17 protein-coding genes are annotated in these 24,077 nt (G+C 64.5%); 15 read left to right on the top strand and 2 right to left on the bottom strand.

Annotated elements, in window-relative coordinates:
- The first annotated feature begins 104 nt into the window (after positions 1-104).
- The 15 genes from HDIA_RS26055 to prfB all read left to right on the top strand — a co-directional run bounded on the left by HDIA_RS26055 (position 105) and on the right by prfB (position 21,006).
- A complete protein-coding gene (locus HDIA_RS26055; RefSeq protein ID WP_099556895.1) occupies positions 105-3,005 on the top strand; it encodes a UDP-N-acetylmuramoyl-L-alanyl-D-glutamate--2,6-diaminopimelate ligase in 2,901 nt (966 codons plus the stop codon).
- Positions 3,006-3,131: 126 nt separating this feature from the next.
- Entirely contained in the window at positions 3,132-4,214 is a 1,083-nt protein-coding gene (mraY, locus tag HDIA_RS14975) for a phospho-N-acetylmuramoyl-pentapeptide-transferase (protein WP_099556894.1), read from the top strand.
- A gap of 7 nt (positions 4,215-4,221) precedes the next feature.
- Positions 4,222-5,625 carry a UDP-N-acetylmuramoyl-L-alanine--D-glutamate ligase gene (gene murD, locus HDIA_RS14970; RefSeq protein WP_099556893.1) on the top strand — a complete coding sequence of 468 codons (1,404 nt, stop codon included), beginning with the start codon at positions 4,222-4,224 and terminating at the stop codon, positions 5,623-5,625.
- Positions 5,625-6,785, top strand: coding sequence for a putative lipid II flippase FtsW (gene ftsW / locus HDIA_RS14965; protein ID WP_099556892.1), 1,161 nt, complete (start codon positions 5,625-5,627; stop codon positions 6,783-6,785). Before murD ends, ftsW begins: the two co-directional genes overlap by 1 nt.
- Positions 6,786-6,792: 7 nt before the next feature.
- Positions 6,793-7,893: an undecaprenyldiphospho-muramoylpentapeptide beta-N-acetylglucosaminyltransferase gene (gene murG / locus HDIA_RS14960; protein ID WP_099556891.1), complete on the top strand. Its 1,101-nt coding sequence runs from the start codon at positions 6,793-6,795 to the stop codon at positions 7,891-7,893.
- Positions 7,894-7,966: 73 nt separating this feature from the next.
- The gene (gene murC, locus HDIA_RS14955; RefSeq protein WP_099556890.1) at positions 7,967-9,385 is read left to right on the top strand and encodes a UDP-N-acetylmuramate--L-alanine ligase; all 1,419 of its coding nucleotides are present in this window, start codon (positions 7,967-7,969) and stop codon (positions 9,383-9,385) included.
- Positions 9,385-10,338 carry a UDP-N-acetylmuramate dehydrogenase gene (gene murB, locus HDIA_RS14950; protein ID WP_099558925.1) on the top strand — a complete coding sequence of 318 codons (954 nt, stop codon included), beginning with the start codon at positions 9,385-9,387 and terminating at the stop codon, positions 10,336-10,338. The genes murC and murB overlap by 1 nt, the downstream gene beginning before the upstream one ends.
- Before the next feature lie 39 nt (positions 10,339-10,377).
- Positions 10,378-11,304 (top strand): D-alanine--D-alanine ligase, encoded by a 927-nt coding sequence (locus HDIA_RS14945; RefSeq protein WP_099556889.1) that lies wholly within the window; start codon positions 10,378-10,380, stop codon positions 11,302-11,304.
- Positions 11,289-12,206, top strand: a complete 918-nt coding sequence (locus HDIA_RS14940; protein ID WP_157775670.1) for a cell division protein FtsQ/DivIB — start codon at positions 11,289-11,291, stop codon at positions 12,204-12,206. Before HDIA_RS14945 ends, HDIA_RS14940 begins: the two co-directional genes overlap by 16 nt.
- Before the next feature lie 29 nt (positions 12,207-12,235).
- Positions 12,236-13,525 carry a cell division protein FtsA gene (gene ftsA / locus HDIA_RS14935; protein WP_173796326.1) on the top strand — a complete coding sequence of 430 codons (1,290 nt, stop codon included), beginning with the start codon at positions 12,236-12,238 and terminating at the stop codon, positions 13,523-13,525.
- 174 nt (positions 13,526-13,699) lie between these two features.
- Positions 13,700-15,487 (top strand): cell division protein FtsZ, encoded by a 1,788-nt coding sequence (ftsZ, locus tag HDIA_RS14930; protein WP_099556886.1) that lies wholly within the window; start codon positions 13,700-13,702, stop codon positions 15,485-15,487.
- Positions 15,488-15,867: 380 nt separating this feature from the next.
- On the top strand, positions 15,868-16,815 hold the full coding sequence (lpxC, locus tag HDIA_RS14925; RefSeq protein ID WP_099556885.1) for a UDP-3-O-acyl-N-acetylglucosamine deacetylase: 948 nt from the start codon (positions 15,868-15,870) through the stop codon (positions 16,813-16,815).
- A 255-nt stretch (positions 16,816-17,070) separates the two neighbouring features.
- Entirely contained in the window at positions 17,071-17,937 is an 867-nt protein-coding gene (locus HDIA_RS14920) for an outer membrane protein assembly factor BamD (protein WP_099556884.1), read from the top strand.
- A gap of 150 nt (positions 17,938-18,087) precedes the next feature.
- A complete protein-coding gene (gene recN, locus HDIA_RS14915) occupies positions 18,088-19,758 on the top strand; it encodes a DNA repair protein RecN (RefSeq protein ID WP_099556883.1) in 1,671 nt (556 codons plus the stop codon).
- 116 nt (positions 19,759-19,874) lie between these two features.
- A protein-coding gene (gene prfB, locus HDIA_RS14910; RefSeq protein ID WP_099556882.1) for a peptide chain release factor 2 occupies positions 19,875-21,006 on the top strand; the annotation gives its coding sequence in 2 pieces (ribosomal slippage) (positions 19,875-19,943 and positions 19,945-21,006; 1,131 coding nt in all).
- A 148-nt stretch (positions 21,007-21,154) separates the two neighbouring features.
- Here the strand turns inward: prfB and HDIA_RS25385 are convergent.
- Together HDIA_RS25385 and HDIA_RS14905 are read right to left on the bottom strand one after the other, a co-directional pair.
- Entirely contained in the window at positions 21,155-22,270 is a 1,116-nt protein-coding gene (locus tag HDIA_RS25385) for a hypothetical protein (RefSeq protein WP_157775667.1), read from the bottom strand.
- A gap of 373 nt (positions 22,271-22,643) precedes the next feature.
- Complete coding sequence (locus HDIA_RS14905; protein ID WP_099556881.1) at positions 22,644-24,035, bottom strand: M23 family metallopeptidase; 1,392 nt, start codon at positions 24,033-24,035, stop codon at positions 22,644-22,646.
- Between the last annotated feature and the right edge of the window lie 42 nt (positions 24,036-24,077).

Raw genomic sequence — 24,077 nt, 5'->3', positions numbered from 1 at the left:
ATGTTGCGGCAATTTCGTGCAGTCGAATGACGGGCGTCCCGAATTCGGACGCAAAGGACAAGCAGGGTCGCGACCACTGATTTGAGCGGCACAAGGAAGACCTGATGAACCTGACGGACCTCGCACCGGATATCTGGGCCCAGTCGCCCGACGTGCGCCGACTCGTGATCAATGGCGTCACGTCGGACAGCCGTCAGGTCACGCCCGGCACGCTGTTCGCCGCGCTGCCCGGGACCAAGGTTCGCGGGGCGCAATTCATCGAGGATGCGGTGCGCAAGGGCGCCGCGGTCGTCCTCGTCGGCGAGGACGAGGATATCCCGGGCGACGTGCCGGTGCCCGTTCTGCGCGATGCCGATCCGGCGCGCCGCTTTGCCCGCCTGGTGGCGCGGTTCTACGGCCCGCAGCCCGACACCGTTGTCGCGATCACGGGCACCAACGGCAAGACGTCGGTTGCTGCCTTCGCCCGCCAGATCTGGCAGGCGAACGGTCTTGATTCCGCGAGCGTCGGCACCGTCGGCGTCGTCGCCAAGGGCATGACCCGCTACGGCAACCTGACGACGCCGGACCCTGTGACGCTGCACAAGACGCTGGGCGAACTCAAGACCGAAGGCATCAACCACGTCGCGCTCGAAGCCTCCAGCCACGGGCTGGTGCAGCGCCGTCTCGACGGCCTCAGGATCTGCGCCGGTGCCTTCACCAACATCACGCGCGACCATCTCGACTATCACGGCTCCTTCGAAGCCTACATGGCCGCCAAGCTGCGTCTCTTCGAGAGTGTGCTCGACGACGGCGCGGCCGCGATCATTAACGTTGACGACCGGCATGGCGCCTCCTTCGCGGCCGCCGCCCGGATCAACGGGTTGGACGTGCGCACGGTCGGGCGCGACGGCAAGGCGATCCGCATTCTCGACATCGAGCGGGAAGGGTTCAGCCAGATCGTCACCGTCGACGTCGGCAAGGGCCCGCGCAGCGTCCGCGTGCCGCTGACGGGTGCCTTCCAGGTCTCCAACGCACTGATCGCGGTCGGCCTTTGCGTGGCCACCGGCGTCGCCATGGACGATGCGCTGAATGCCGTCGAGGGTCTTGTCGGCGCCTCGGGCCGGCTCGAACTGGTGGCGACGACCTCGCACGGCTGCCCGATCTTCGTGGACTTCGCCCATACGCCCGACGCGCTGGAAACGGCGCTGTCGACGCTGCGCCCTTACGTGAAGAAGCGGCTCGTCGTTGTTTTCGGGGCGGGTGGCGACCGCGACAAGGGCAAGCGTCCGCTGATGGGCGAGGCGGCGGCGAAGCTCGCGGATATCGCCATCGTCACCGATGACAATCCGCGCACCGAGGACCCGGCGACCATCCGGTCGGAGGTTCTTGGCGGCTGCCCCGGCGCGATCGAGATCGGCGACCGCGCAACGGCCATCCGGCAGGCGATCTCCGGGCTTCAGACAGGGGACATCCTGCTCGTCGCGGGCAAGGGACACGAGACCGGCCAGATCGTCGGTAGCGAGGTTCTTCCCTTTTCCGACCAGGAGGCCGTTCTGGAAGCGCTGCCCCACGCCAACATGGATGCACGGGAGGGGACTGGCGGTCCGCCGCCGCTCTGGACCGCGAGCGATTTCGTCGCTGCCCTTAAGGGGCGGGTCGAGGGGGATATCCCCGAGCGCATCGAAGGCATTTCCATCGACAGCCGGTCCGGCGCTCCCGGCGAAGCCTTCTTCGCGATCAAGGGCGATCGCTTCGACGGACACGACTTTGCGGTTTCGGCGCTTCAGAACGGCGCGGCCGTCGCGGTCGTCAGCGAAGCGCGCCGCGCGGATCTGCCTGCCGATCTCGGTCCTCTGGTGGTGGTCGACGATGTGCTTGCCGCGCTCACGCGCCTTGCCGCCGCGGCGCGGGCCCGTTCGCGCGCCAAGATCATTGCGGTGACCGGCAGCGTCGGCAAGACCTCGACCAAGGAGGCACTGCGCCGGACCTTGTCGGAGACCGGGACGGTCCATGCGTCGCTCGCCTCCTTCAACAATCACTGGGGCGTTCCGCTGTCGCTGGCGCGCCTGCCGGCGGACGACGATTTCGGCATCTTCGAAATCGGCATGAACCATGCCGGCGAGATCACGCCGCTGACGAAGCTCGTCCGGCCGCATGTGGCGATCGTCACCACGGTTTCCGGTGTTCACCTTGAACACTTCAACTCGATCGAGGACATCGCCGACGCCAAGGCGGAAATCTTCGAGGGCCTGGAGCCGGGCGGCGTTGCCGTGCTCAACGCGGACAATCCCTTCTTCGGGCGCCTCGTGGAAAAGGCGCGGAGCCATGGCGCCCGCGTCGTGAGCTTCGGCTCGGCCCAGGGCGCCGACGCGCGCCGGCTCAAGCAGTCGCTGGCGCCGGCCTTCTCGACCGTCACCGCCAATATTCTCGGCGAGACGATGACCTACAAGATCGGCGCGCCGGGACAGCATCTCGTTGAAAACAGCCTTGCGGTGATGGCGACGGTCGCGCTCGTCAATGGCGATCTCTGGCGCGCGTCGACGGCGATGCAGGACCTGCAGCAGCCGAAGGGCCGTGGCCGGCGCCATGTCCTGAAGGTCAAGGGCGGCGAGGCAACGCTGATCGACGAAAGCTACAACGCCAATCCGGAATCGATGCGGGCGGCGCTCAGGATCCTCGGTCTTGCGGCCCCTGGCGAGAACGGGCGCCGCATCGCGGTTCTCGGCGACATGCTGGAGCTTGGACCCGAGGCGGCCAAGTTCCACCGCTGGCTCGCGACGGTCATCGCCAACAACGACGTCAATGTCGTTCACACCGCGGGTCCGCTGATGGCAAACCTGCACGAAGCGCTGGGAACCAATGTGCGCGGGATGCACGGCGAGACCTCGGCGGCGCTGCGCCAGCCTCTGATCGACGATCTGCGTCCCGGCGACGTCGTCATGATCAAGGGATCGCTCGGCAGCCGCATGGCGCCTCTTGTGGATGCGCTCATTGCAGCTTATGGCGACGAGGCTGCAACAGAATAGATTTCAGGGTCGCCGGCTCCCGAGGGAATCGGCACCCGACCTGAACGTCCGACGAAGTGTCCGGTCCGCGCCCGAGTAGCGAAGTTCGCGGGGATTTGGCTTCAAGCCCTTGGGGTTGAATTAAAAATGCTTGTTTATCTGGCCGAGCTTGCCGGTCAAGTTTCCATCCTGAACGTCTTTCGCTACATCACCTTCCGGACCGGTGCGGCGATCATCACCGCGCTTCTCTTTGTGTTCCTGTTCGGGCCGGCGATCATTGCTTCGCTGCGAATCCGGCAGGGCAAGGGGCAGCCGATCCGCGCCGACGGGCCGCAGTCGCATCTCCTGAAGGCCGGAACGCCGACGATGGGCGGACTGATGATCCTGTCGGGCCTGCTGGTCTCGACGCTGCTCTGGGCGGACCTGCGCAGCCCGCACGTCTGGACCGTGATCTTCGTCACGCTCTGCTTCGGCGCGATCGGCTTTTATGACGACTTCCTGAAGGTCACCAAGCAGTCGCACAAGGGCTTTTCCGGCCGCGCGCGTCTCGGCCTCGAGTTCGTGGTGGCGGGCATCGCCTGCTATGCGCTGATGCGCATCGGCGATCCGCCGCTCGACAGCTCGCTCGCCTTTCCGTTCCTGAAAGACGTGCTCTGGAACCTGTCCTGGTTCTTCATTCCCTTCGGCGCCTTTGTGATCGTGTCCTCCGGCAATGCGGTGAACCTCACCGACGGCCTCGACGGGCTGGCCATCGTGCCGATGATGATCGCCTCGGCGAGCTTCGGGCTGATCGCCTATCTCGCGGGCAACAAGGTCTTTGCCGACTATCTCCAGATTCACTATGTGGTCGGCACAGGCGAGCTTGCGATCGTCTGCGGCGCCATGCTGGGCGCGGGCATCGGCTTCCTCTGGTTCAATGCGCCGCCGGCAGCGATCTTCATGGGCGACACGGGCTCGCTGGCGCTCGGCGGCATGCTGGGCACCATCGCGGTGGCGACCAAGCACGAGATCGTGCTCATGATCATCGGCGGTCTTTTCGTGCTGGAGGCGGTGTCGGTCATCATCCAGGTCGCCTCCTTCAAGCTCACGGGCAAGCGCGTCTTCAAGATGGCGCCGATCCACCATCACTTCGAGCATCTCGGCTGGACCGAGGCCCAGGTGGTGATCCGCTTCTGGATCATCTCGGTGTGTCTGGCCCTGCTCGGTCTTGCAACCCTCAAGCTGCGGTGAGGGCGACATGATCGCAGTCACGAGTTTTGCCGGAATGCGGGTCGCGGTTTTCGGTCTCGGAGGGTCCGGGCTGGCGACGGCGCGTGCGCTCATTGCCGGCGAAGCCAAAGTCACGGCCTGGGACGACAGCTCCGAAAGCTTGGAGAAGGCGGCGGCCGAGGGCATTCCGACCCAGGATCTGAAGGACGCCGATTTCTCGGCCTTCGCCGCGCTCGTGCTTGCGCCCGGCGTGCCGCTGACGCATCCGAAACCCCACTGGGTGGTCGAGAAGGCCAAGGCTGCCGAAGTCGAGATCATCGGCGACATCGAGCTTTTCGCCCGCGAGCGGCGCAAGATTTCGCCGGCAAGCCCCTTCATCGCCATCACGGGGACGAACGGCAAGTCGACGACCACGGCGCTAATCGCCCACATGCTCAAGGCGGCCGGCCGCGATGTGCAGATGGGCGGCAACATCGGCATGCCCATCCTCTCGCTCGACCCGCTGACCCCGGATCGGGTCTATGTGATCGAATGCTCGTCCTACCAGATCGACCTCGCGCCGACCGTCGATCCGACGGTGGCTGTTCTGCTCAATCTCACCGAGGATCATCTCGATCGCCACGGCACGATGGAGCACTACGCCGAGGTGAAGGAGCGGCTCGTGCAGCGGGCCGGCCTCGCAGTGATTGGCGTCGACGACAACTGGAGCGCCTCGATCGCCGACCGGCGTGCGGCGAGCGGTCTTCCGCTGAAGCGCATTTCCACCAAGGGATCCGTCAAGGACGGGGTCTGGGCCATCGGCCAGCGCGTGGTGGAGCCTTTCGGTCTTGCCCAGACGGTGATCATCGATCTTTCCCAGCATCCCGTGCTGCGCGGCGCCCACAATGCCCAGAACACGGCGGCGGCGGTCGCGGCGACACGAGGCATCCATATCGGCCTCGACGAGGTGCGCTCGGGCATCATGTCGTTCCCGGGCCTTGCCCACCGGATGGAACCGATCGGCAAGATCGGGTCGGTGACGATCGTCAACGATTCCAAGGCCACGAACTCGGATGCCGCCGGCAAGGCGCTTTCGAGCTATCCGCGCATCCACTGGATCGCCGGCGGCAAGCCGAAGACCGGCGGCATCGAAGACCTTGCGCCCTTCTTCCCCCGCATCGCCAAGGCCTATCTGATCGGCGAAGCCGCGGAGGCTTTTGCCAAGACTCTCGAGGGCAAGGTTCCTTACGAGATCTGCCAGACGCTGGACGTCGCCGTCCCCATGGCCATCGAGGAAGCAGCGACCGAGGGGGGCGGGCATCCGAGCGTCGTCCTGCTCTCGCCGGCCTGCGCCAGCTTTGACCAGTACCGGAATTTCGAGGTGCGGGGCGATGCCTTCCGCGCGCTTGCCCTGGCCGTTGACGGCGTCGTTCCTTTCCCGGAGGTCCACTGATGGTTTCCCGCGTCGAACGAGGCCGTCTGGCCGACTGGTGGTACACCGTTGACAAGCACCTTCTCGTCGCGTCGCTGTCGCTGATCTTCATCGGCATCGTGCTGTCGCTTGCCGCCAGCCCGCCCGTCGCCGAGCGCATCGGCATTGCCGACCCGTATCACTTCGTCAAGAACCAGGGGGTCTACTGCGTCCCGGCGATCGCGATCCTGTTCGGGATGTCCTTTCTCGATCCGAAGACCATTCGCCGCGTTTCCATGCTGATCTTCGTGGTCTGCATCGTGCTGCTCGTCGCGGTTCTCTTCATCGGACCGGAAGTGAAGGGCGCGCGCCGCTGGCTGTCGATTGCAGGCGTCTCCGTGCAGCCGTCGGAATTCATCAAGCCGGCCTTCGCGGTGATCTCCGGCTTTCTCTTTGCCGAGGGCATGCGTCACAGGGAAGTGCCCGGACGGCTCCTGTCCGCCGGCATGCTCGTTCTCGTCGCCGGTCTCTTCATCCTTCAGCCCGACTTCGGCCAGACGATCCTCGTCAGCGTGACCTGGGCTTCGCTGCTGTTTCTAGCCGGCATGAGCTGGTTCTGGATCCTCGGTCTCCTCGGCATTGGCGTGCTTGGCGGGTTCGCCGCCTACGAAATGGCCGATCACGTGCGCTCGCGTATCGAACGCTTCCTCAATCCGGATTCCGGCGACAACTATCAGGTCGAGCAGGCGCTCAACGCGATCGTCGGCGGTGGCTGGCTCGGTCGCGGCCCGGGCGAGGGGATCGTCAAGCGCATCCTGCCGGACAGCCACACCGACTACATCTTTGCCGTCGCGGCCGAGGAATACGGCATCATCCTGTGCATCGGCCTCGTCGCCATCTATGCCTTCATCGTGATGCGCGGACTCGGCCATGCGGTGCGCGAGAATGACAGCTACATCCGCCTTGCCTCGTCGGCGCTCGTGGTGCTCGTTGGCGTCCAGTCCTGCATCAACATCGCCGTCAGCCTGCACCTGATGCCTTCGAAGGGCATGACGCTGCCCTTCATCTCCTACGGCGGTTCGTCGCTGATCTCGGCCGCCATGACCATGGGTATGCTCCTGGCGCTCACGCGCAAGCGGCCTGACCAGACACGCTTTGTCGCGCCGTTCGACGGGCGGTCGATCCTGACCCCGGCCGAGTGAGGAGATCATGGCGACCTTCCTGCTCGCCGCCGGGGGAACCGGCGGCCACCTTTTCCCAGCCGAGGCGCTGGCCCTTGCCCTGACCCGGCGCGGCCATGTTGTGGATCTGGCGACGGACGAGCGGGTGGAGAGCTACGGCAAGGATTTTCCCGCCCGCAAGGTACACGTCGTGCCGTCGGCGACCTTCGGCAGCCGTTCGCCCGTCGCGCTCGCAAAGAGCCTCTTTCGCCTCGGAGCGGGCTATCTCAAGGCGCGCCGCCTGATGCGCGAGGTCAAGCCCGACGCGGTGATCGGCTTCGGCGGCTATCCGACCGTGCCGCCGCTCACGGCCGCCGTTTCGTTCAACGTACCGACCATGGTGCATGAGGCGAATGCGGTGATGGGCCGGGCCAACCGCTTCCTTGCCAGCAGGGTGACGGCGGTCGCCACCGGCTTCGAGGAGACGGACTTCAAGGATGCCGCGCCGAAGGGCGAGGTCGTGCACACGGGCAATCCGGTGCGCGCCAAGGTCATCGATGCGGTGAGGCCCTACGAGGCGCCGCTCTCCGACGAGCCGTTCCATCTCGTCGTCTTCGGCGGCAGCCAGGGCGCGCGGGTCTTTTCCGATCTCGTTCCGCCTGCGATCGCGCTGCTCGCCGACGATCTGAGGACGCGGCTTCACATCGTGCAGCAGGTGCGGCCCGAGGATACCGAACGCGTCAGCGAGGCTTACAAGGCCATGGGCGTGACGCCGGAGATCGGGGCCTTCTTCATGGACCTGCCGGCCAAGCTTTCCGCTGGGCATCTCGTCGTCTGCCGGTCGGGCGCTTCGACGGTGGCCGAACTCGGCGTGCTGGGCCGTCCGTCGATCCTGGTGCCGCTGCCGCATGCGCTCGACAATGATCAGCGCACCAATGCCGAACGGCTGCAGGCGGCGGGCGGGGCGATCCTTGCGGAACAGGCGTGGCTCGATCCGCAGCGTCTTGCCGACATGCTGGCGGACCTGATGCGCGCGCCCTCCCGGCTTGAACTGATGGCCGCGGCCGCCGCGCGCACTGGGCGCCCGGACGCGGCGGACCGGCTCGCCGACCTTGCCGAACGGATTGCCAGCCCTGACAAGTCCGCGTGACAACCAGATTCAAGAACGGCCGGTAACGGCTTCATGTTAAAGACGTTTTGATTTGAAAGGCTTGTGACTGACCATGAAGATGCCTCGTGATATCGGGCCGGTCCATTTCGTCGGCATTGGCGGCATCGGGATGAGCGGCATTGCCGAAGTGCTCCTCAATCTCGGCTACCGGGTGCAGGGATCGGACGTCGCAGAGAGCGCCAACGTGGAGCGTCTGCGCGCGAAGGGCATTCCGGTCAGCGTCGGTCACAGGGAAGAGAACATCGACGGGGCGGCGGTGCTCGTCGTCTCCTCGGCGATCAAGCGCGACAATCCGGAACTCGTCGCCGCGCGCCACAAGTTCCTGCCCATCGTGCGGCGGGCCGAGATGCTGGCCGAACTGATGCGCTTCAAGCAGGCGATCGCCGTCGGCGGCACCCACGGCAAGACGACCACGACCTCGATGGTTGCGGCGCTGCTCGATGCCGGCGGGCTCGATCCGACGGTGATCAACGGCGGCATCATCAACGCCTACGGCACCAACGCCCGCATGGGCGAGGGCGACTGGATGGTCGTCGAGGCCGACGAGAGCGACGGCACCTTCGTCAAGCTGCCGGCCGACATCGCCATCGTCACCAATATCGACCCCGAGCATCTCGACCATTACGGCACCTTCGACGCGGCGCGCGCTGCCTTCCGGACCTTCGTCGAGAACGTGCCCTTCTACGGTTTCGCGGTGATGTGCCTCGACCATACGGAGGTGCAGTCGCTGGTCGGCAAGATCGAGGACCGGCGCGTCATCACCTATGGCGAGAATCCGCAGGCCGACGTGCGCTTCATGGATCTCAAGACCGAGGCCGGGGCTTCGCAGTTCGCCGTTGTGATCCGCAATCGCGTCACCGGCGACGAGCGCAAGATCGCCGCGCTCGAACTGCCGATGCCGGGGCGCCACAACGTTTCCAATGCGACGGCGGCGATTGCCGTGGCCGACCAGTTGGGGTTGTCCGACGAGGCGATCCGCAAGGGCCTTGCCGGCTTTTCCGGCGTCAAGCGCCGCTTCACCCGCACGGGAAGCTGGAACGGCATCGCGATCTTCGACGACTACGGCCACCATCCGGTGGAGATCCGGGCCGTCCTGCAGGCGGCGCGTGTTGCCGCCGGCGACGGCAAGGTGATCGCGGTCGTGCAGCCGCACCGCTATTCGCGCCTTGCCAGCCTGTTCGACGATTTCTGCGTGGCCTTCAATGACGCCGACATCGTCATCATCGCGGATGTCTATGCGGCAGGCGAAGCGCCGATCGAGGGCGTCAGCCGGGATACGCTGGTGGGCGGCGCCCGGGGTGCCGGGCACCGCAACGTGATGGCGCTGGAGGCTCCGGAAAAGCTTGCCCCGATGATCGCGAAGATGGCCAAGCCGGGCGATTTCGTTATCTTCCTCGGCGCCGGCAACATCACCCAATGGGCCTATGCGCTGCCGGGACAGCTGGAGAAGCTTTCCGGCGGAGAGGGATGATGACCTTCCCCGATCTTCGGCCCGAGATTCCAGACATTGAGGCGATCAGAGGGGCGATCGACGTCAACCGTCCGCTGGCCGATCTCACCTGGTTCCGGGTCGGCGGTCCGGCGCAGCTTCTGTTCCAGCCGGCGGACGAGGCCGATCTGGCCGCTTTCCTCCAGCGCTTGCCGCAAGAAATTCCGGTGCTCGTCGTCGGGCTCGGCTCCAACCTCCTGATCCGCGACGGCGGCGTGCCGGGTGTCGTCATTCGTCTGTCGCCGCGCGGTTTCGGCGGTGTCGAGACGGTGGACGCAACGCATCTGAAGGTCGGGGCAGGCGTGCCGGACAAGCGGCTTGCCGCCGCCGCGCTCGATGCGGGGCTTTCGGGCTTTGCCTTCTATCACGGTATTCCGGGCGGCATCGGCGGAGCGCTGAAAATGAACGCGGGCGCGCATGGCATCGAGACTTGCCAGCGGGTGGTCGAGGTTCGTGCCGTGAACCGGGCCGGCGAGATCGTGAGGCTCGCAGCCGACGACATGGGGTATTCCTACCGCCATTCCGAAGCGGCGCCCGATCTCATCTTCACCTCTGTTCTCATGGAAGGCATTCCCGAGGACAAGGACGCCATCCGCCGCGACATGGACGCGGTTGCCGCGCACCGCGAGGCGGCGCAGCCGATCCGGTCGCGCACGGGCGGGTCGACCTTCAAGAACCCGGACGGGCATTCGGCCTGGAAGCTTGTCGACGCCGCCGGTTGCCGGGGGCTGCGCATCGGCGGGGCCGAGGTCTCCGAGATGCACTGCAATTTTCTTCTCAACGTCGACAACGCGACCGCCCACGATCTCGAACTCGTCGGCGAGACCGTGCGAGCCCGGGTGCTGGCAACGAGTGGCATTCGTCTGGAATGGGAGATCAAGCGGCTCGGGCTGTTCGTCGAGGGCCAGGAGATCAAGGAATTTCTCGGCGCCTGATCCGAGGGCACCGGAAACCAGTTTCAAGGAGGTCAAGGAATGACCAAGCATGTTGCGGTTCTGATGGGAGGGTGGTCGTCGGAACGCCCTGTCAGCCTCAATTCGGGCAAGGCCTGCGCGGACGCGCTGGAAAAGGCCGGATACCGGGTGACGCGCGTCGATGTCGACCGCGACATCCCCATGGTTCTCGCCGAGCTTCGGCCCGATGTCGCCTTCAATGCGTTGCACGGTCCCTATGGCGAGGACGGCACCATTCAGGGCCTCCTGGAACTGCTCGAAATTCCCTACACGCACTCCGGCGTGATGGCTTCGGCGCTCGCCATGGACAAGCCCCGGGCCAAGGTCGTGATGGCCGCCGCAGGCGTCCCGGTGACCGAGCACAAGATCGTCAATCGTTTCGAAGCCGTTAAGGCGCATGCCATTTCGCCTCCCTATGTCGTTAAACCTCCGCGTGAGGGTTCGAGCTTCGGCGTTCTCATTGTCCCTGAGGGTGCGCCCCATCCGCCGCAGGAAATGGCGTCGAGCGCCTGGACCCATGGCGATGACGTGATGGTCGAAAAATACATTGCAGGACGGGAACTTACCTGCGGCGTCATGGGAGATCGCGCGCTCGGCGTCATCGAAGTGGTGCCAAATGAACACGCTTTTTATGATTATGAAGCGAAGTATGCGCCGGGTGGCTCGCGCCACATTCTGCCGGCACCTCTTTCACCGATTATTTACCAAACTGTACAAAACATGTCTGTCACGGCGCATCGCGCGCTGGGCTGCCGCGGCGTATCGCGGGCGGACTTCAGGTTCAACGACAAGGGCAACGGTGAGGGCGAACTCATCTGCCTGGAAGTGAACACGCAGCCCGGCATGACCCAGACGTCGCTCGTGCCCGAAATGGCGGCCCATGAAGGGCTGGATTTCGTTGAATTGGTCCGTTGGATGGTGGAGGACGCAAGTTGGCGTCGATCGTGAGGCGAGGATTCGGCATTGAGCCAAAGGGGCGGTTGCGCGCCGGCCTCGGTTTGCCGCGGCTGTCCCGCCTCAGCCTGCGTCCGGCTGCGCTTGAAAACAGCCTGCTCGGCCGTCTGCCGCGCGGGGCGGGCATTGCTGCGTCCATCCTCTTCCTTGGCAGCTTCGCCGCCTACGGCATGGTGATTTCCGGCAGCACCAAGCGCGTCGTGAACGATTTCTCGACCGAGGTCGGCTTCGGCATCCAGGTTGTGCGGATTTCCGGCCAAAGGCAGACGAGCGAACAGGAAATCCTCGATCTTCTCGGCGTTTCCAAGCACGTGTCGCTGCTTCTCTACGACGTGGACAAGGCGCGCAACCGCGTCAAGGCGATCCCGTGGATCTCCGAAGTCTCGATCATGAAGCTCTTCCCGGACAAGCTGGCCGTGACGATCTCCGAGCGTGTGCCCTATGCCATCTGGCAGCCGGATGCCTCGGTGGAGCCGGCCATCGTGGACGAGAGCGGCGATATCGTCGCGACCTACGTCGATCCGCGCTTTGCCGGTCTGCCGCGCGTGATCGGCGTCGGGGCGGAAAACCGCGCCGGCGAGATCAAGGACCTTTTCTCCTCCGTTCCGACCTTGCGCTCCCGGATCAAGGCGTCGGTGCTGGTTTCCGGCCTTCGCTGGGATATCTTCCTGACCAACGGCGTGCGCATCATGCTGCCCGAGCGGGATCCCCAGCGGGCGCTTGAGGAAGTGGCGCGCCTCGACCGCGAGAGCGGCCTTCTGTCCAAGTCGATCACCACCGTCGACATGCGCATGTCGGATCGCATGGTCGTGCGCCTGACCGATGAAGCCAAGACCTGGCGCGACGAGATGCTCGCCGCCGAGGCCAAGGCCCGCAAGCGGGAGCAGCGCGCATGACCCGCCATGTCGAGCCCCGCATTCACGGCATGCGCCCGCTTCCCAGCAAGCGGGCGACCATCGTCTCCGTGCTCGATGTCGGCACATCCAAGATCTGCTGTGTGATCGCGCGCCTGACCCCGCGTCCGCTTGGCGACGTCCTGCCGGGACGCAGCCACCATGTCGACGTGCTCGGTTTCGGCTATCAGCGCTCGCGCGGTATCAAGGCGGGGCAGGTCGTCGACCTGGATCAGGCGGAAAAGGCGATCCGGCTTGCGGTCGACGCGGCCGAGCGCATGGCCGGCCTGACCGTTGAATCGCTGATCGTGTCGCTGTCCTGCGGCCGTCTCGGCAGCGAGACCTACAGCGCCGGCTTCGATCTTTCGGGCCGCGAGGTCGGCGAGGCCGAAATCCAGCGCGTTCTGTCGGCGGCCAGCCAGTATTCGGTCGAAGGCGAGAACCGCGTCGTCGTCCATGCGCTGCCGATCGGTTATGCGCTTGACGGCAACAAGGGTATCCGCGATCCGCGTGGCATGCTTGGCCGGCGGCTTTCGGTCGACACGCATATCGTCTCGGCCGATCCGGCGCCGGTCCGCAACCTCGAAATCTGCATCAACCGGGCCCATCTCGAAGTGGAGACGATGGTCGCCACGCCCTATGCCAGCGGTCTTGCGACACTTGTCGACGACGAGGCGCATCTCGGTTGCGCCTGCGTCGACATCGGCGGCGGGACGACGACAATGGCCGTCTTCGCTGACGGGGCCTTCGTGCATGTCGACGGCTTTGCCCTCGGCGGTCATCACGTGACGATGGATCTGGCGCGCGGCCTCACGACGCGGCTTGCGGACGCCGAGCGCATCAAGGCGCTGCACGGGAGCGTCATCCACACCGACGCCGACGACCGCGAGATCATCGCGGTGCCACCGGTCGGCGACGAAAACGACATTCCCAATCAGGTGCCGCGCTCGGAGATCGTGCAGATCATCCGTCCGCGCGTGGAAGAAATTCTGGAACTCGTGCGCGACCGTCTCAATGCCAGCGGATTTGCCTCGCGCGTCGGGCGCCGGATCGTGCTGACGGGCGGCGCGAGCCAGCTGACCGGGCTTGGCGAACTGGCGCGCAAGACCCTCGGACGCAACGTGCGGCTCGGGCGCCCGATGGGGATCGCCGGGCTGCCGGATGCGGCGAGGGGCGCTGCTTTCGCAACAAGTGTCGGCCTGCTGATCTATCCGCAGGTCGCGGAGATGGAAGTCCTTGCCGGCCGCCGCAGGACATCCGGCTATGCTGATCACGGCGGTTACTTTTCCAAGGTCCAGCGATGGATCAGGGAAAGCTTCTGAACACTGGAAAATCGAGGGGTACCAGTGGATCGGGAGTTTTGGTTCAGCGACAATGCGAAAAGCCGCCGTGGCGATTCGTGGTCAGGTTCAAAATGAACGGCGAGCAGAAGGCCGTCGTGAAACAAGCAGAATGCGGTCCGGCGAAATGATCCGGCCGAGGATGATGAGGGTGCAATGACCATTAACCTGAAGATACCCGACCTCACGGAACTGAAGCCGCGCATCACGGTGTTTGGCGTCGGTGGCGCTGGCGGCAATGCGGTCAACAACATGATCAACGCCGGCCTGCAGGGCGTCGACTTCGTTGTGGCCAACACGGACGCGCAGGCGCTGACCGCTTCGCGAGCCGAACGCATCATCCAGATGGGCGTCGCGGTCACCGAAGGCCTTGGCGCCGGGTCGCAGCCGGAAGTCGGCCGCGCGGCCGCCGAGGAGGTGATCGACGAAATCAACGATCATCTGGCCGGAAGCCACATGGTCTTCATCACCGCCGGCATGGGCGGCGGCACGGGCACGGGCGCTGCGCCGGTCGTGGCGCGCGCTGCCCGCGAGCACGGCATCCTCACCGTCGGCGTCGTCACCAAGCCGTTCCAGTTCGAGGGCCAGCGCCGCATGCGTCTCGCGGATGCCGGCATCGAGGAACTGCAGGCCAACGTCGACACGCTGATCTGCATTCCGAACCAGAATCTGTTCCGCATCGCCAACGAGCGGACCACCTTCGCCGATGCCTTCGCCATGGCTGATCAGGTGCTCTACTCGGGCGTTGCCTGCATCACCGACCTCATGGTCAAGGAAGGCCTCATCAACCTCGACTTCGCCGACGTGCGCTCCGTCATGCGCGGCATGGGCAAGGCGATGATGGGCACGGGCGAGGCCTCGGGCGACCGTCGCGCGATCCAGGCCGCCGAGGCGGCCATCGCCAATCCGCTGCTCGACGAAGTGTCGATGAAGGGCTCCAAGGGCCTGCTCATCTCGATCACCGGCGGCAAGGATCTCACCCTCTTCGAGGTGGACGAAGCCGCGACCCGCATCCGCGAGGAAGTCGACCAGGATGCCAACATCATCCTCGGCGCGACCTTCGACGACGAACTCGAAGGCGTCATCCGCGTGTCGGTCGTCGCGACCGGTATCGACCAGGAAGCAAGCCAGCTGATCCGCAACGCCGATGCCCGCACGGCGGATGCCAACAACCGCCTCAATCAGGCGCGTGGCGGTTCGGCGTCGCCGGCCGCAGCGGCCATTGCAGACATCCGTACGACCAAGCCGGCCGCGCCGGTGTTGCAGCCGCAGGCCGCCGCACCTCAGCCGGTCGCTCCGGCACCGGCTCCCGCTCCGGCCCCCACGGTCGCCGAGATGCCGGCTCCCGCTCCGGTCGCCCCGCGTCCTGTCGCTTCGGCGCAGGATGCGCGCGTGACCATCGAGCCCTACCAGCAGCCGAGCCCGTCCATGCTCGACGTGCCGGCCGAGGAGCCCGTCTACAGGGCGCCGCGCAGCGAGCCGGAAGCCGCTCCGCAGCCCTATATTCCCCCGGCGGCGGAACGGCCGACCGTTGCCCGCACCCCGCGGATGCCCGATATCCAGGACTTTCCCCCCATCGTCCAGCGAGAAGTCCGGGCGGAAGCCGACGACGACGGCGACGACGAGCGCCGTCCCATGGGGCTTCTTCGGCGGCTTGCGGCAGGGCTTGGCCGGCATCCAGAAGGCGATCATGCGGCGGAAGCGATGATGCAGCAGCCTGCTGCCCGTCCGCAGCCCGCGGCGGTTCATCAGGCTCCCCCGGTCGCGCCGCGTGCGCCGCAGCCGGCGCAGAGCGAGTTTGCCCGCCCGGCCCAGCGGCCGGCGCCGGCACCGCGCATGGCGACCGGTCAGCTCGACCCGCAGGGACGGCCCGCATCGGCGCCGCGCCTTGCCGACGACGATCAGCTCGAGATTCCGGCCTTCCTGCGCCGCCAGAACAGCTGACGCGCGGCAATCGCGAACGTGAAACAGGACAAGACCCCGCCGCCCAAACGGCGGGGTTTTTTCATCGCATGGCGCATGCGGTCTTCTCATGCGTCAGCCGGGATTCATGAGTCTTTCCATGGGGTAACATTGCGTAAAGAAGAGTGATTTTCTTTTGCACGGACCCCACAGTAGAGTGCAGCAGGTCGTATGAGATGGTGCGCTTGCCGCCCGGATTTTCGACCCGCATTCACCGGATTGGCGCTGGCCGCATTCGGGTTCCAAAGACCCACCGAATGTCCCGCGTTGTTCGATCCGAGGCGATCTGATGGTGTGGGGGCCGGCCGCGGTCCTTGTCAGGTCATCTTGGTCCGGGATCCCTAGACGTTCAAGGACTTGCGATGCAGCTCAAGAAATTCGGCGGCTATCAGACGACGCTCGCACGCGAAATTCGGTTCGACGGCGTCGGCGTCCACGCCGGCAAGCCCGCGAGCCTTTTGCTGCGTCCCGCGTCCGCCGATCGCGGCATCGTTTTCCGCCGGACCGACGAGACGGGACGGGAGGTCGAGATTCCCGCCCGGTTCGACTACGTGGTCGCAACCGATCTCTGCACGGTTCTAGGTGTCGACGGTCTTTCGGTCGCGACGGTCGAGCATCTCATGGCTGCCTTGCTGGCGCTGGGTGTCGACAATGTCGACATCGAGGTCGAAGGGCCGGAAGTTCCGATTCTCGACGGCTGCTCGGTGACCTTCGTCGACGGTATCCAGGAGGCCGGGCTCACCGTGCTGGCGAGCCCGCGCAAGGTGCTGCGCATCCTGAAGACGGTTCGCGTCGAGCAGGGCGATGCCTTTGCCGAACTCTCGCCCTTCGAGGGCTGCCGCTATGACGTCACCATCGACTTCACCGACCCGGTGATCGGCCGCCAGTCCTATGTCTTCGATCTTTCCGCCCACGGGTTCCGTACGGAACTGGCGCGGGCGCGGACCTTCGGCTTCATGAGCGATGTCGAAAAGCTCTGGAAGATCGGTTTCGCGCTGGGCTCGTCGCTGGAGAATTCCGTCGCCGTCGGCGAGGGGCGGGTGATGAACCCGGAAGGCCTGCGCTTCCCGGACGAATTCGCTCGCCACAAGACGCTCGACGCTGTTGGCGACCTTGCGCTTGCGGGCGCGCCGTTTGTCGGCCGCTACCGGTCCTACAAGGGCGGCCACCGGATGAACGTCGCGGTGCTCAAGGCGCTGTTCGCCGACCATGCCGCCTATGAGTTCGTCAGCAAGTCGGCCGTGCGGCGCGAGGCTGGCAGTGCCGTCATGGTGGCTGGCAGCGGTCTTGCCGCGGCGCCGGACATCTGAGCACGAAGGCGCCATGCGGATGCCGCAATTTTCGGCAAATCTTATGAGAATCTGAGTTGCGACGGCCTTCGGCACGGATTGAACGTGGCGGAGGCCGTTCGATTGAGATAAAAGCCCTTGTCGGTCGAAGCTGCGCGTTGCGGCACTTCGGACCGGGAAGCGGCAGGGCAGCCAGGTCAGGATTTCCGGACCATCGTCACGTCGGACGTATGAGCTGCTCCCGAGGGATGCGACGAGACTGGGACCTTTATGAGAATGGCTTCTTCGCGGGCGGTGCGATCCAACCTTGTGTCAGCGGCTTCCGGCCGCCGTGTCCTTTCCGGTGCTCTTGCAGGCTCGCTTCTTGCCCTGCTGACGGCCTGCTCGTCCGACCCCGTCGACGACCTCGCCTTCAAGGATATCCCGGCCGAGAAGTCCTATAATGAGGGTCTTGCCTACATCAAGGCAGGCGATCTTCGCGAGGCGACCAAGAAATTCGAGGAAGTCGACCAGCAGCACCCCTATTCGGAGTGGGCGCGCAAGTCGATGATCATGACGGCCTACACGAACTTCACGCGCGGCAGGTACGACGACGCGATCATCTCGGCCCGACGCTATGTGACGCTCTATCCGGGCTCCGAGGACGCCGCTTACGCGCAATACATGATCGGCCAGTCCTACTTCCAGCAGATCCCCGACGTCGACCGCGATCAGGACATGACGCGCAAGGCGCTCCAGGCCATGACCGAGCTCGTGCAGCGGTATCCGGACTCGTCCTACGCGCTTGAAGCGCAGCGGGTGATCGACGTCTGCCGCGACCAGCTCGCCGGCAAGGAAATGGAGATCGGCCGCTACTATCTGGCGCGCTACAACTACATTGCCGCGGTCAACCGCTTCCGCAATGTCGTGACCGAGTACCAGACGACGCGCCACACGGAAGAGGCGCTGGAACGTCTGACGGAAGCCTATTTCGCGCTCGGTATCGTCAACGAGGCGCAGACAGCGGCCGCCATCCTTGGTCACAACTATCCGGAAAGCCAGTGGTACAAGGACGCCTACAGCCTGCTTCAGACGAAGGGGCTTGAGCCGCGCGAGGATACCGGTTCCTGGATTTCGCGCACCTTCAAGGCCGCGCTCGGCTAAGCGGTTGCGGGCCCGGCATCGCGCCGGGGCCGCAGGCTGAACCGGGGGATGGGACGCCGGAGCTCGGCAACTCCCTCCGATCATGGTATTTCCGCGTTTCCTGTTGTGTATCCATTCAACCGCTGCCGGTAACGAGACGAGCTTCTTCGCATGCTGCTGACCCTGGCGATCCGAGATATCGTCCTGATCGAGCGGCTCGACATTGCCTTTTCGAGCGGACTGACCGTGCTCACGGGCGAAACCGGCGCCGGAAAGTCCATCCTTCTCGATGCCCTGTCGCTGGCGCTCGGCGGCCGGGGAGACGCCTCGCTGGTGCGCCATGGCGCGAACCAGGGGCAGGTGACGGCCGTCTTCGAGATTGACGCCACCCATCCGGTGCGAGCCCTCCTTTCCGAAAATGACATCCCCGACGAAGGCGATCTGATCCTTCGGCGCGTGCAGACCTCGGATGGCCGCACGCGCGCCTTCGTCAACGATCAGGCCGTCTCAGCCGGACTGATGCGTCACCTGGGGGCTGGTCTCGTCGAAATTCATGGTCAGCACGACGACCGGGCACTGGTCGATGCCGTCGCGCATCGGGGGCTGCTCGATGCCTTCGGCGGGCTCGAGCAGGAGTGCCGTGTCCTGTCGGCGGCTCATCGCGACTGGCGCGGCGCCGAAAAGGCGCTCGGCGAACTGCGCGGCCGGATCGATGCCGCCCGCCGCGAGGCCGACTTCCTGCGCTCTTCGGTGGAAGAGCTGGAGGCCCTGTCGCCGATGGTCGGCGAAGAGGTCGAGCTTGCGGAAAAACGTGCCCACATGATGCGCGGCGAGAAGATCGCGGCCGATCTTGCCGAGGCCAGCGAGCATCTTTCCGGAACCGCCTCGCCGATCCCGGGCCTTGCCTCGCTGATGCGCCGTCTGGAGCGCAAGGGGCCCGAGGTGGCGGGCCTTCTGGAAGAACCTCTGACGGCGCTATCCGCCGCGCTCGATCAGCTGGAAGAGGCGCGCCTCGGTTTTGAACGGGCACTCAGGGAGAGCGAATTCGATCCGGCGGTGCTGGAAGCGACCGAGGAGCGTCTTTTCAAGATCCGGGCGGCGGCGCGCAAGTTCGATGTCGAGCCCGACGATCTGACGGAACTCGCCGTGCGCATGGCGAATGACCTTGCCGAGATCGATGCCGGCGAGGGACGGCTGGAGGCGCTGGCGCGGGCGGCCGAGACCGCGAAGGCGCGCTACGACACGCTGGCCGGCGAGCTTTCGGCACGCCGCAGCGAGACGGCGCGGCATCTCGAAGCCGCCGTTGCCGGTGAACTGCCGGCGCTGAAGCTGGAGCGTGCCGAATTCATCGTCACGCAGGGCGTCGACCCAGAGGCGAGGGGGCCTGAGGGGATCGACCAGATCGAATTCTGGGTGCGCACGAACCCGGGCACGCGGGCGGGGCCGATGATGAAGGTCGCCTCGGGCGGCGAACTCTCGCGCTTCCTGCTGGCGCTGAAGGTCTCGCTCGCCGACAAGGGCTCGGCGCCGACGCTCGTCTTTGACGAGATAGACACCGGTGTCGGCGGTGCGGTCGCCGAGGCGATCGGCAGCCGTCTCGGGCGTCTTGGCGAGCGCGTGCAGGTGCTCTCCGTGACCCATGCGCCGCAGGTCGCCGCGCGGGCCGACCAACACCTTCTGATCGCCAAGGACGCGGTGGAAGGCGGCGCGCGGGTCGCGACTCGCGTCACGCCGATCGACGAGCATCACCGGCGCGAGGAGATTGCCCGCATGCTGGCCGGCAGCGTCATCACCGACGAGGCGCGGGCGGCGGCGGAGCGGCTGATCGGCAGCGGTCGCTGACAGTCCCGCTGACGGTTTACATCCTGCCGGCTCATCCCTATGGTGCGCCGACTTCGGACCGGGGGCTTTCCCCGGCCGGCCATGTTCAACACTTCCCTCGAAGGATTTGAGACGCCATGCGTGCTGAAATCGAGGCCATCGTCGACGAGATCGAGCAGGGGATGGCCCTGCTGAGGAGGCATCTTTGACTGGGATGCGTCCCAGGCACGGCTTGCCGAGCTGAACGGCTTCGTCGAAGACCCGAACCTTTGGAACGATCCGGAAAACGCGCAGAAAATCATGCGCGAGCGAACGGATCTGGAAACCCGGATGACGGCTGTCGAGAAGATGTCGGCCGAGCTTTCCGACAATGTCGAGCTCATCGAGCTCGGCGAAATGGAAGGCGACCAGACCGTCGTCACGGACGCGGAGAACGCCCTCAAGGCGCTCAAGTCCGAGATCGACCGGATGCAGATCGAATCACTGCTGTCTGGTGAGGCCGATTCCAACGACACCTATGTGGAAATCAACTCCGGCGCCGGCGGCACCGAGAGCCAGGACTGGGCGAACATGCTCCTGCGCATGTACACCCGCTGGGCGGAGAAGCATCGCAACAAGGTCGAGCTTCTGGAAATCCACGACGGTGAAGAGGCGGGCATCAAGAGCGCGACCATCGTCGTCAAGGGCCACAACGCCTACGGCTGGCTGAAGACGGAATCGGGCGTGCACCGGCTCGTGCGCATTTCGCCCTACGACAGCCAGGCTCGCCGGCACACCAGCTTCGCCTCGGTCTGGGTCTATCCGGTCGTCGACGACTCGATCAACATCGAGATCAACGAGAGCGAATGCCGGGTCGACACCTATCGCGCCTCGGGCGCGGGCGGTCAGCACATCAACACGACCGACTCGGCGGTGCGCATCACGCATATCCCGACGAATATCGTGGTTCAGTGTCAGAGCGAGCGTTCCCAGCACAAGAACCGCGCCACGGCCTGGAACATGCTGAAGGCGCGGCTCTATGAGCGCGAGCTGGAGATCCGCGAGCAGGCGGCCAACGCCGAGGCGTCGTCGAAGACGGAGATCGGCTGGGGGCACCAGATCCGCTCCTATGTGCTGCAGCCCTATCAGCTCGTGAAGGATCTGCGCACCGGGGTGGAGAGCACCTCGCCGCAGGATGTGCTCAACGGCGACCTCGACGAGTTCATGGAGGCGGCGCTTGCGCAGCGCGTCCATGGCACGACGGCGGGCGAAATCGCCGACGTGGACTGAACGACGGACGGGACGGGGAGCTGCCGAGAGAGCTGCTCCCCGTCTCAGCTATTGACGGTCAGATTGCAGGGATTGATGCAATGGATCGTATCATTTCGTTAAGGAAGGCTTTCAGTAGATCAAGCTAAATAAGAACGATACTCTTGATCTATTTCTCTTGGTCGACTGGCCGTCGACGCAGAGATTGCATATCGTAGCGATCAACATCTGTGCGAATGCGCTGAAAACCACCAGCTTTAATCCAGCTTTGCTGCCGACGTTCTGCAGACCGCAGAGTCATTCCCATCAGATATGCAACCGCAATTGGGCTTTTGCCGAGATCGAACAGGCGATAACAGATTTCGACGCCACGTTCTGTGAGATGACCCGTCGCGGGAATATACTCATCGCCATAGCTGTAGCTCGGGCGGTGATTAGCCGGAAATCGCGGTGAAAGATCACCGACTAGCTCTGTTCCACGTAAATCCAGCTCTGCATTGATTGCATTGAATCGTTCTCGCTCTCGATTAATTTGCTTCTCGATGGTTTTACCAAGACGTTTAAGATCCGCTTCAAAGGCTTGTTCCGCAAGCTCAAACAAAATTCTGTTAGGCGATAACGTCAAAATGAGCCGACTGCGAGCGCGCTCCCATAGCGAGCGCCTATATATGCGCAGGCGATCCAGCGCATCGCTCTTATAGGTGGGACTCGCAAACGTGAGATGATCTACCGACCAATTGTTTCGACTGATATCGGACATTACTAGGTGGATGCGATGTGCGATGTCGTTTCGATAGCTGAGTAAGCTATTCAATTCATTGGCTTCTTCGTTGGTGAATATGCCGATTTCAATCGCAAATGCGAGTGCAGTCTTGAGTCTCTTTCCTTGCTGACGGTCGTGTCCCAAAAGATTTTGGAGTGCGGCAGCGTCTTCTGACGAAACCTTATCTGCGGTCTTAGCGTCGCTCAGTAGGTGCGCAAACAGCCGCTGCAGACGCTTTTCCTCGGGAGGCTCTGGAAGGAGCTGACCTGATTTGCGGGTTGTCTCTCGATGGACATCGCCCAACAAAAACGAGTGGATTTCCTCTGAATAAAAAAGGTACAGCGCGGCCTCAATGGCGCGATAGCGTAAAATGTTGCGCTCAATGGCTGAGGGGCGTCCACCGCGAGGGTCAATATAACGGCTGGCTGGAAAAGCATGGCCATTTTCGTGTTTGAGATGGCGCTTGGTAACTCCAGGCACTTTGGAAATTCCTTCCGCCCGAATTTTGGGTTTGCCGCCCATCGTCAGATTCAGCCCATCGGGTGACTTTAATAGGCGAAAATGGCGTTTTGTTCAGCCGAGATTCATAGCAGATGGAGTTGCAAAGAGCAGGCGCGACAGATGCAACACACCACGCTGGCGGGTGCGCGAGTGTCGCCGTCCGGTGGTCGTATTTTCGCTCTTGGACGACAATAAGCGGCGAGATCCGCTGTATTCGAAATTTTTCGGCAACAAAAATTCTAAGGCATACTATGCCTACATCTCAAGAAGTGGCCTTGGATCACAGCTCGGCGATAGGAGAATGAAAATGATCCACGCTAGTGAGCCGCATGTCGCGAGAAACGAAAAAAGGCGCCTCAGGGGCGCCTTTTTCGGGTCGTGTGTCGTGTGCAACTCAGGAATTGTCGCCGAGCACGCTGGCCAGCTTTTCTCCGGCCTGGATGTAGATCATCGGGTCGACCGCCTCGCCGTTGACACGGGTCTCGTAGTGGAGATGCGGTCCGGTCGAGCGCCCGGTGGAACCGACCTCGCCGATCTTGTCGCCCTTGGCGACCACATCGCCGGTGCTGACCGAAATGCGGCTCATGTGGGCATAGCGCGTCGTCAGGCCCTTGCCGTGGTCGATCTCGACCATGTTGCCGTAGCCGCCGTTGCGTCCGGCGAAGATGACCTTGCCGGGTGCGTCGGCCGGAACGTCCCGCCCGACCGGCGAGCGATAGTCGATGCCGGGATGCATGGCGAGGCGGCCGAGGAACGGATCGCGGCGGGCGCCGAATGTCGAGGTGATCGTCGCGTTGTCGAGCGGCTCGGTCAGGGGAAGCCTGGCGACGGCCTTGCGGACGCTGCCAATCTGCTCGAGGGCCGCACGGGCCTTTTCCACGTTGCTGACGAATTCGGGAGAAACGGCGAGCGGGACGAAGGGGCCGCCGACGTCGCTGGTCTCCTCGCCCGTTGCCGTGGGGATCGGATCGGCGCTTGCCAGCTTCAGATGGATGCCGATGGAGCGCATGATTGCCCTGGCCTTGGAGACCTTGGTCTCGGCGGCGCTGGCGATCGCCTCGACAGCCGCGTACTGCGACAGGCGATAGTGCTTGAGCTGGTCCGACATGGCGGAGAGATCTGGCCGATCTTCCTTGGCCGCGCCGTTCGAGGGCTCCGCGGCGCCGCGAAGCTCGGGGGAGGGGCCGCCGATGGCGAGGGGCTCGCTGTCGGCCTTGGCGCCCATCAGCGCGTCGAACCGGGCGTTGATGGTGTCCTGGATGCTGTCGTCGGCATACGCCGTGGAAAGGTTCGGGCTGCGGCGCGGCATGGCCGGCGCAAGAGACGCCGTATCCTGCTTGGTGGCTGCCTTGACTGCCGTTGTCGGAACGACTTCAAGACCTTCGGCCCTGGCGGTCTTCAGGAGATCGCCAATCAGCCGCTGGCTGTCGGTCAGCTCCGCCTGGCGGGTCAGCAGCTTTTCGATCTTCTGGTCGTAGGCGACCTGATCGAGCAACTGCCGGCTGGCGATGCGATCGATCTCGCCGCGCAGATTGGCAATGCGGTTCTCATACGCCTGCTGCATGTCCGCGGTATGGGACGTGGAGGCGTCGATCAACCCGTCACGGAAGATCAGATAGGCGGTGGCACCGAGATAGACGGCGGCAAACACCGTTCCGAAGACGGCGAGCGATCCGGCCAGCCAGGGTCGGACAGTGTAACTGTGAACGTCATCACCATTCGTGATGATGATCCGACGGACCGGTCGTTGCGACCGATAGCGATTTTCCGACTTCTGTCGCGCCATCTTGGTGACCTGCTTCTGCGTGTCATGGGTTCGCGTGTGTCG

Origin of the sequence: Hartmannibacter diazotrophicus (genome assembly GCF_900231165.1) — a bacterium.
GTDB classification, from domain to species: domain Bacteria; phylum Pseudomonadota; class Alphaproteobacteria; order Rhizobiales; family Pleomorphomonadaceae; genus Hartmannibacter; species Hartmannibacter diazotrophicus.
This window is presented reverse-complemented; position numbering and strand designations above follow the sequence as displayed.

Excerpts from the sequence above, each read along its gene's own strand:
- HDIA_RS14905 (WP_099556881.1), bottom strand. The coding sequence starts at position 24,035 with ATGGCGCGACAGAAGTCGGAAAATCGCTATCGGTCGCAACGACCGGTC.
- HDIA_RS25385 (WP_157775667.1), bottom strand. The coding sequence starts at position 22,270 with ATGGGCGGCAAACCCAAAATTCGGGCGGAAGGAATTTCCAAAGTGCCT.
- lpxC (WP_099556885.1), top strand. The coding sequence starts at position 15,868 with ATGCAGCTCAAGAAATTCGGCGGCTATCAGACGACGCTCGCACGCGAA.
- ftsW (WP_099556892.1), top strand. The coding sequence starts at position 5,625 with ATGGTTTCCCGCGTCGAACGAGGCCGTCTGGCCGACTGGTGGTACACC.
- murG (WP_099556891.1), top strand. The coding sequence starts at position 6,793 with ATGGCGACCTTCCTGCTCGCCGCCGGGGGAACCGGCGGCCACCTTTTC.
- murD (WP_099556893.1), top strand. The coding sequence starts at position 4,222 with ATGATCGCAGTCACGAGTTTTGCCGGAATGCGGGTCGCGGTTTTCGGT.
- murC (WP_099556890.1), top strand. The coding sequence starts at position 7,967 with ATGAAGATGCCTCGTGATATCGGGCCGGTCCATTTCGTCGGCATTGGC.
- HDIA_RS14945 (WP_099556889.1), top strand. The coding sequence starts at position 10,378 with ATGACCAAGCATGTTGCGGTTCTGATGGGAGGGTGGTCGTCGGAACGC.
- ftsA (WP_173796326.1), top strand. The coding sequence starts at position 12,236 with ATGCGCCCGCTTCCCAGCAAGCGGGCGACCATCGTCTCCGTGCTCGAT.
- mraY (WP_099556894.1), top strand. The coding sequence starts at position 3,132 with ATGCTTGTTTATCTGGCCGAGCTTGCCGGTCAAGTTTCCATCCTGAAC.
- ftsZ (WP_099556886.1), top strand. The coding sequence starts at position 13,700 with ATGACCATTAACCTGAAGATACCCGACCTCACGGAACTGAAGCCGCGC.
- recN (WP_099556883.1), top strand. The coding sequence starts at position 18,088 with ATGCTGCTGACCCTGGCGATCCGAGATATCGTCCTGATCGAGCGGCTC.
- murB (WP_099558925.1), top strand. The coding sequence starts at position 9,385 with ATGACCTTCCCCGATCTTCGGCCCGAGATTCCAGACATTGAGGCGATC.
- HDIA_RS26055 (WP_099556895.1), top strand. The coding sequence starts at position 105 with ATGAACCTGACGGACCTCGCACCGGATATCTGGGCCCAGTCGCCCGAC.
- HDIA_RS14920 (WP_099556884.1), top strand. The coding sequence starts at position 17,071 with ATGGCTTCTTCGCGGGCGGTGCGATCCAACCTTGTGTCAGCGGCTTCC.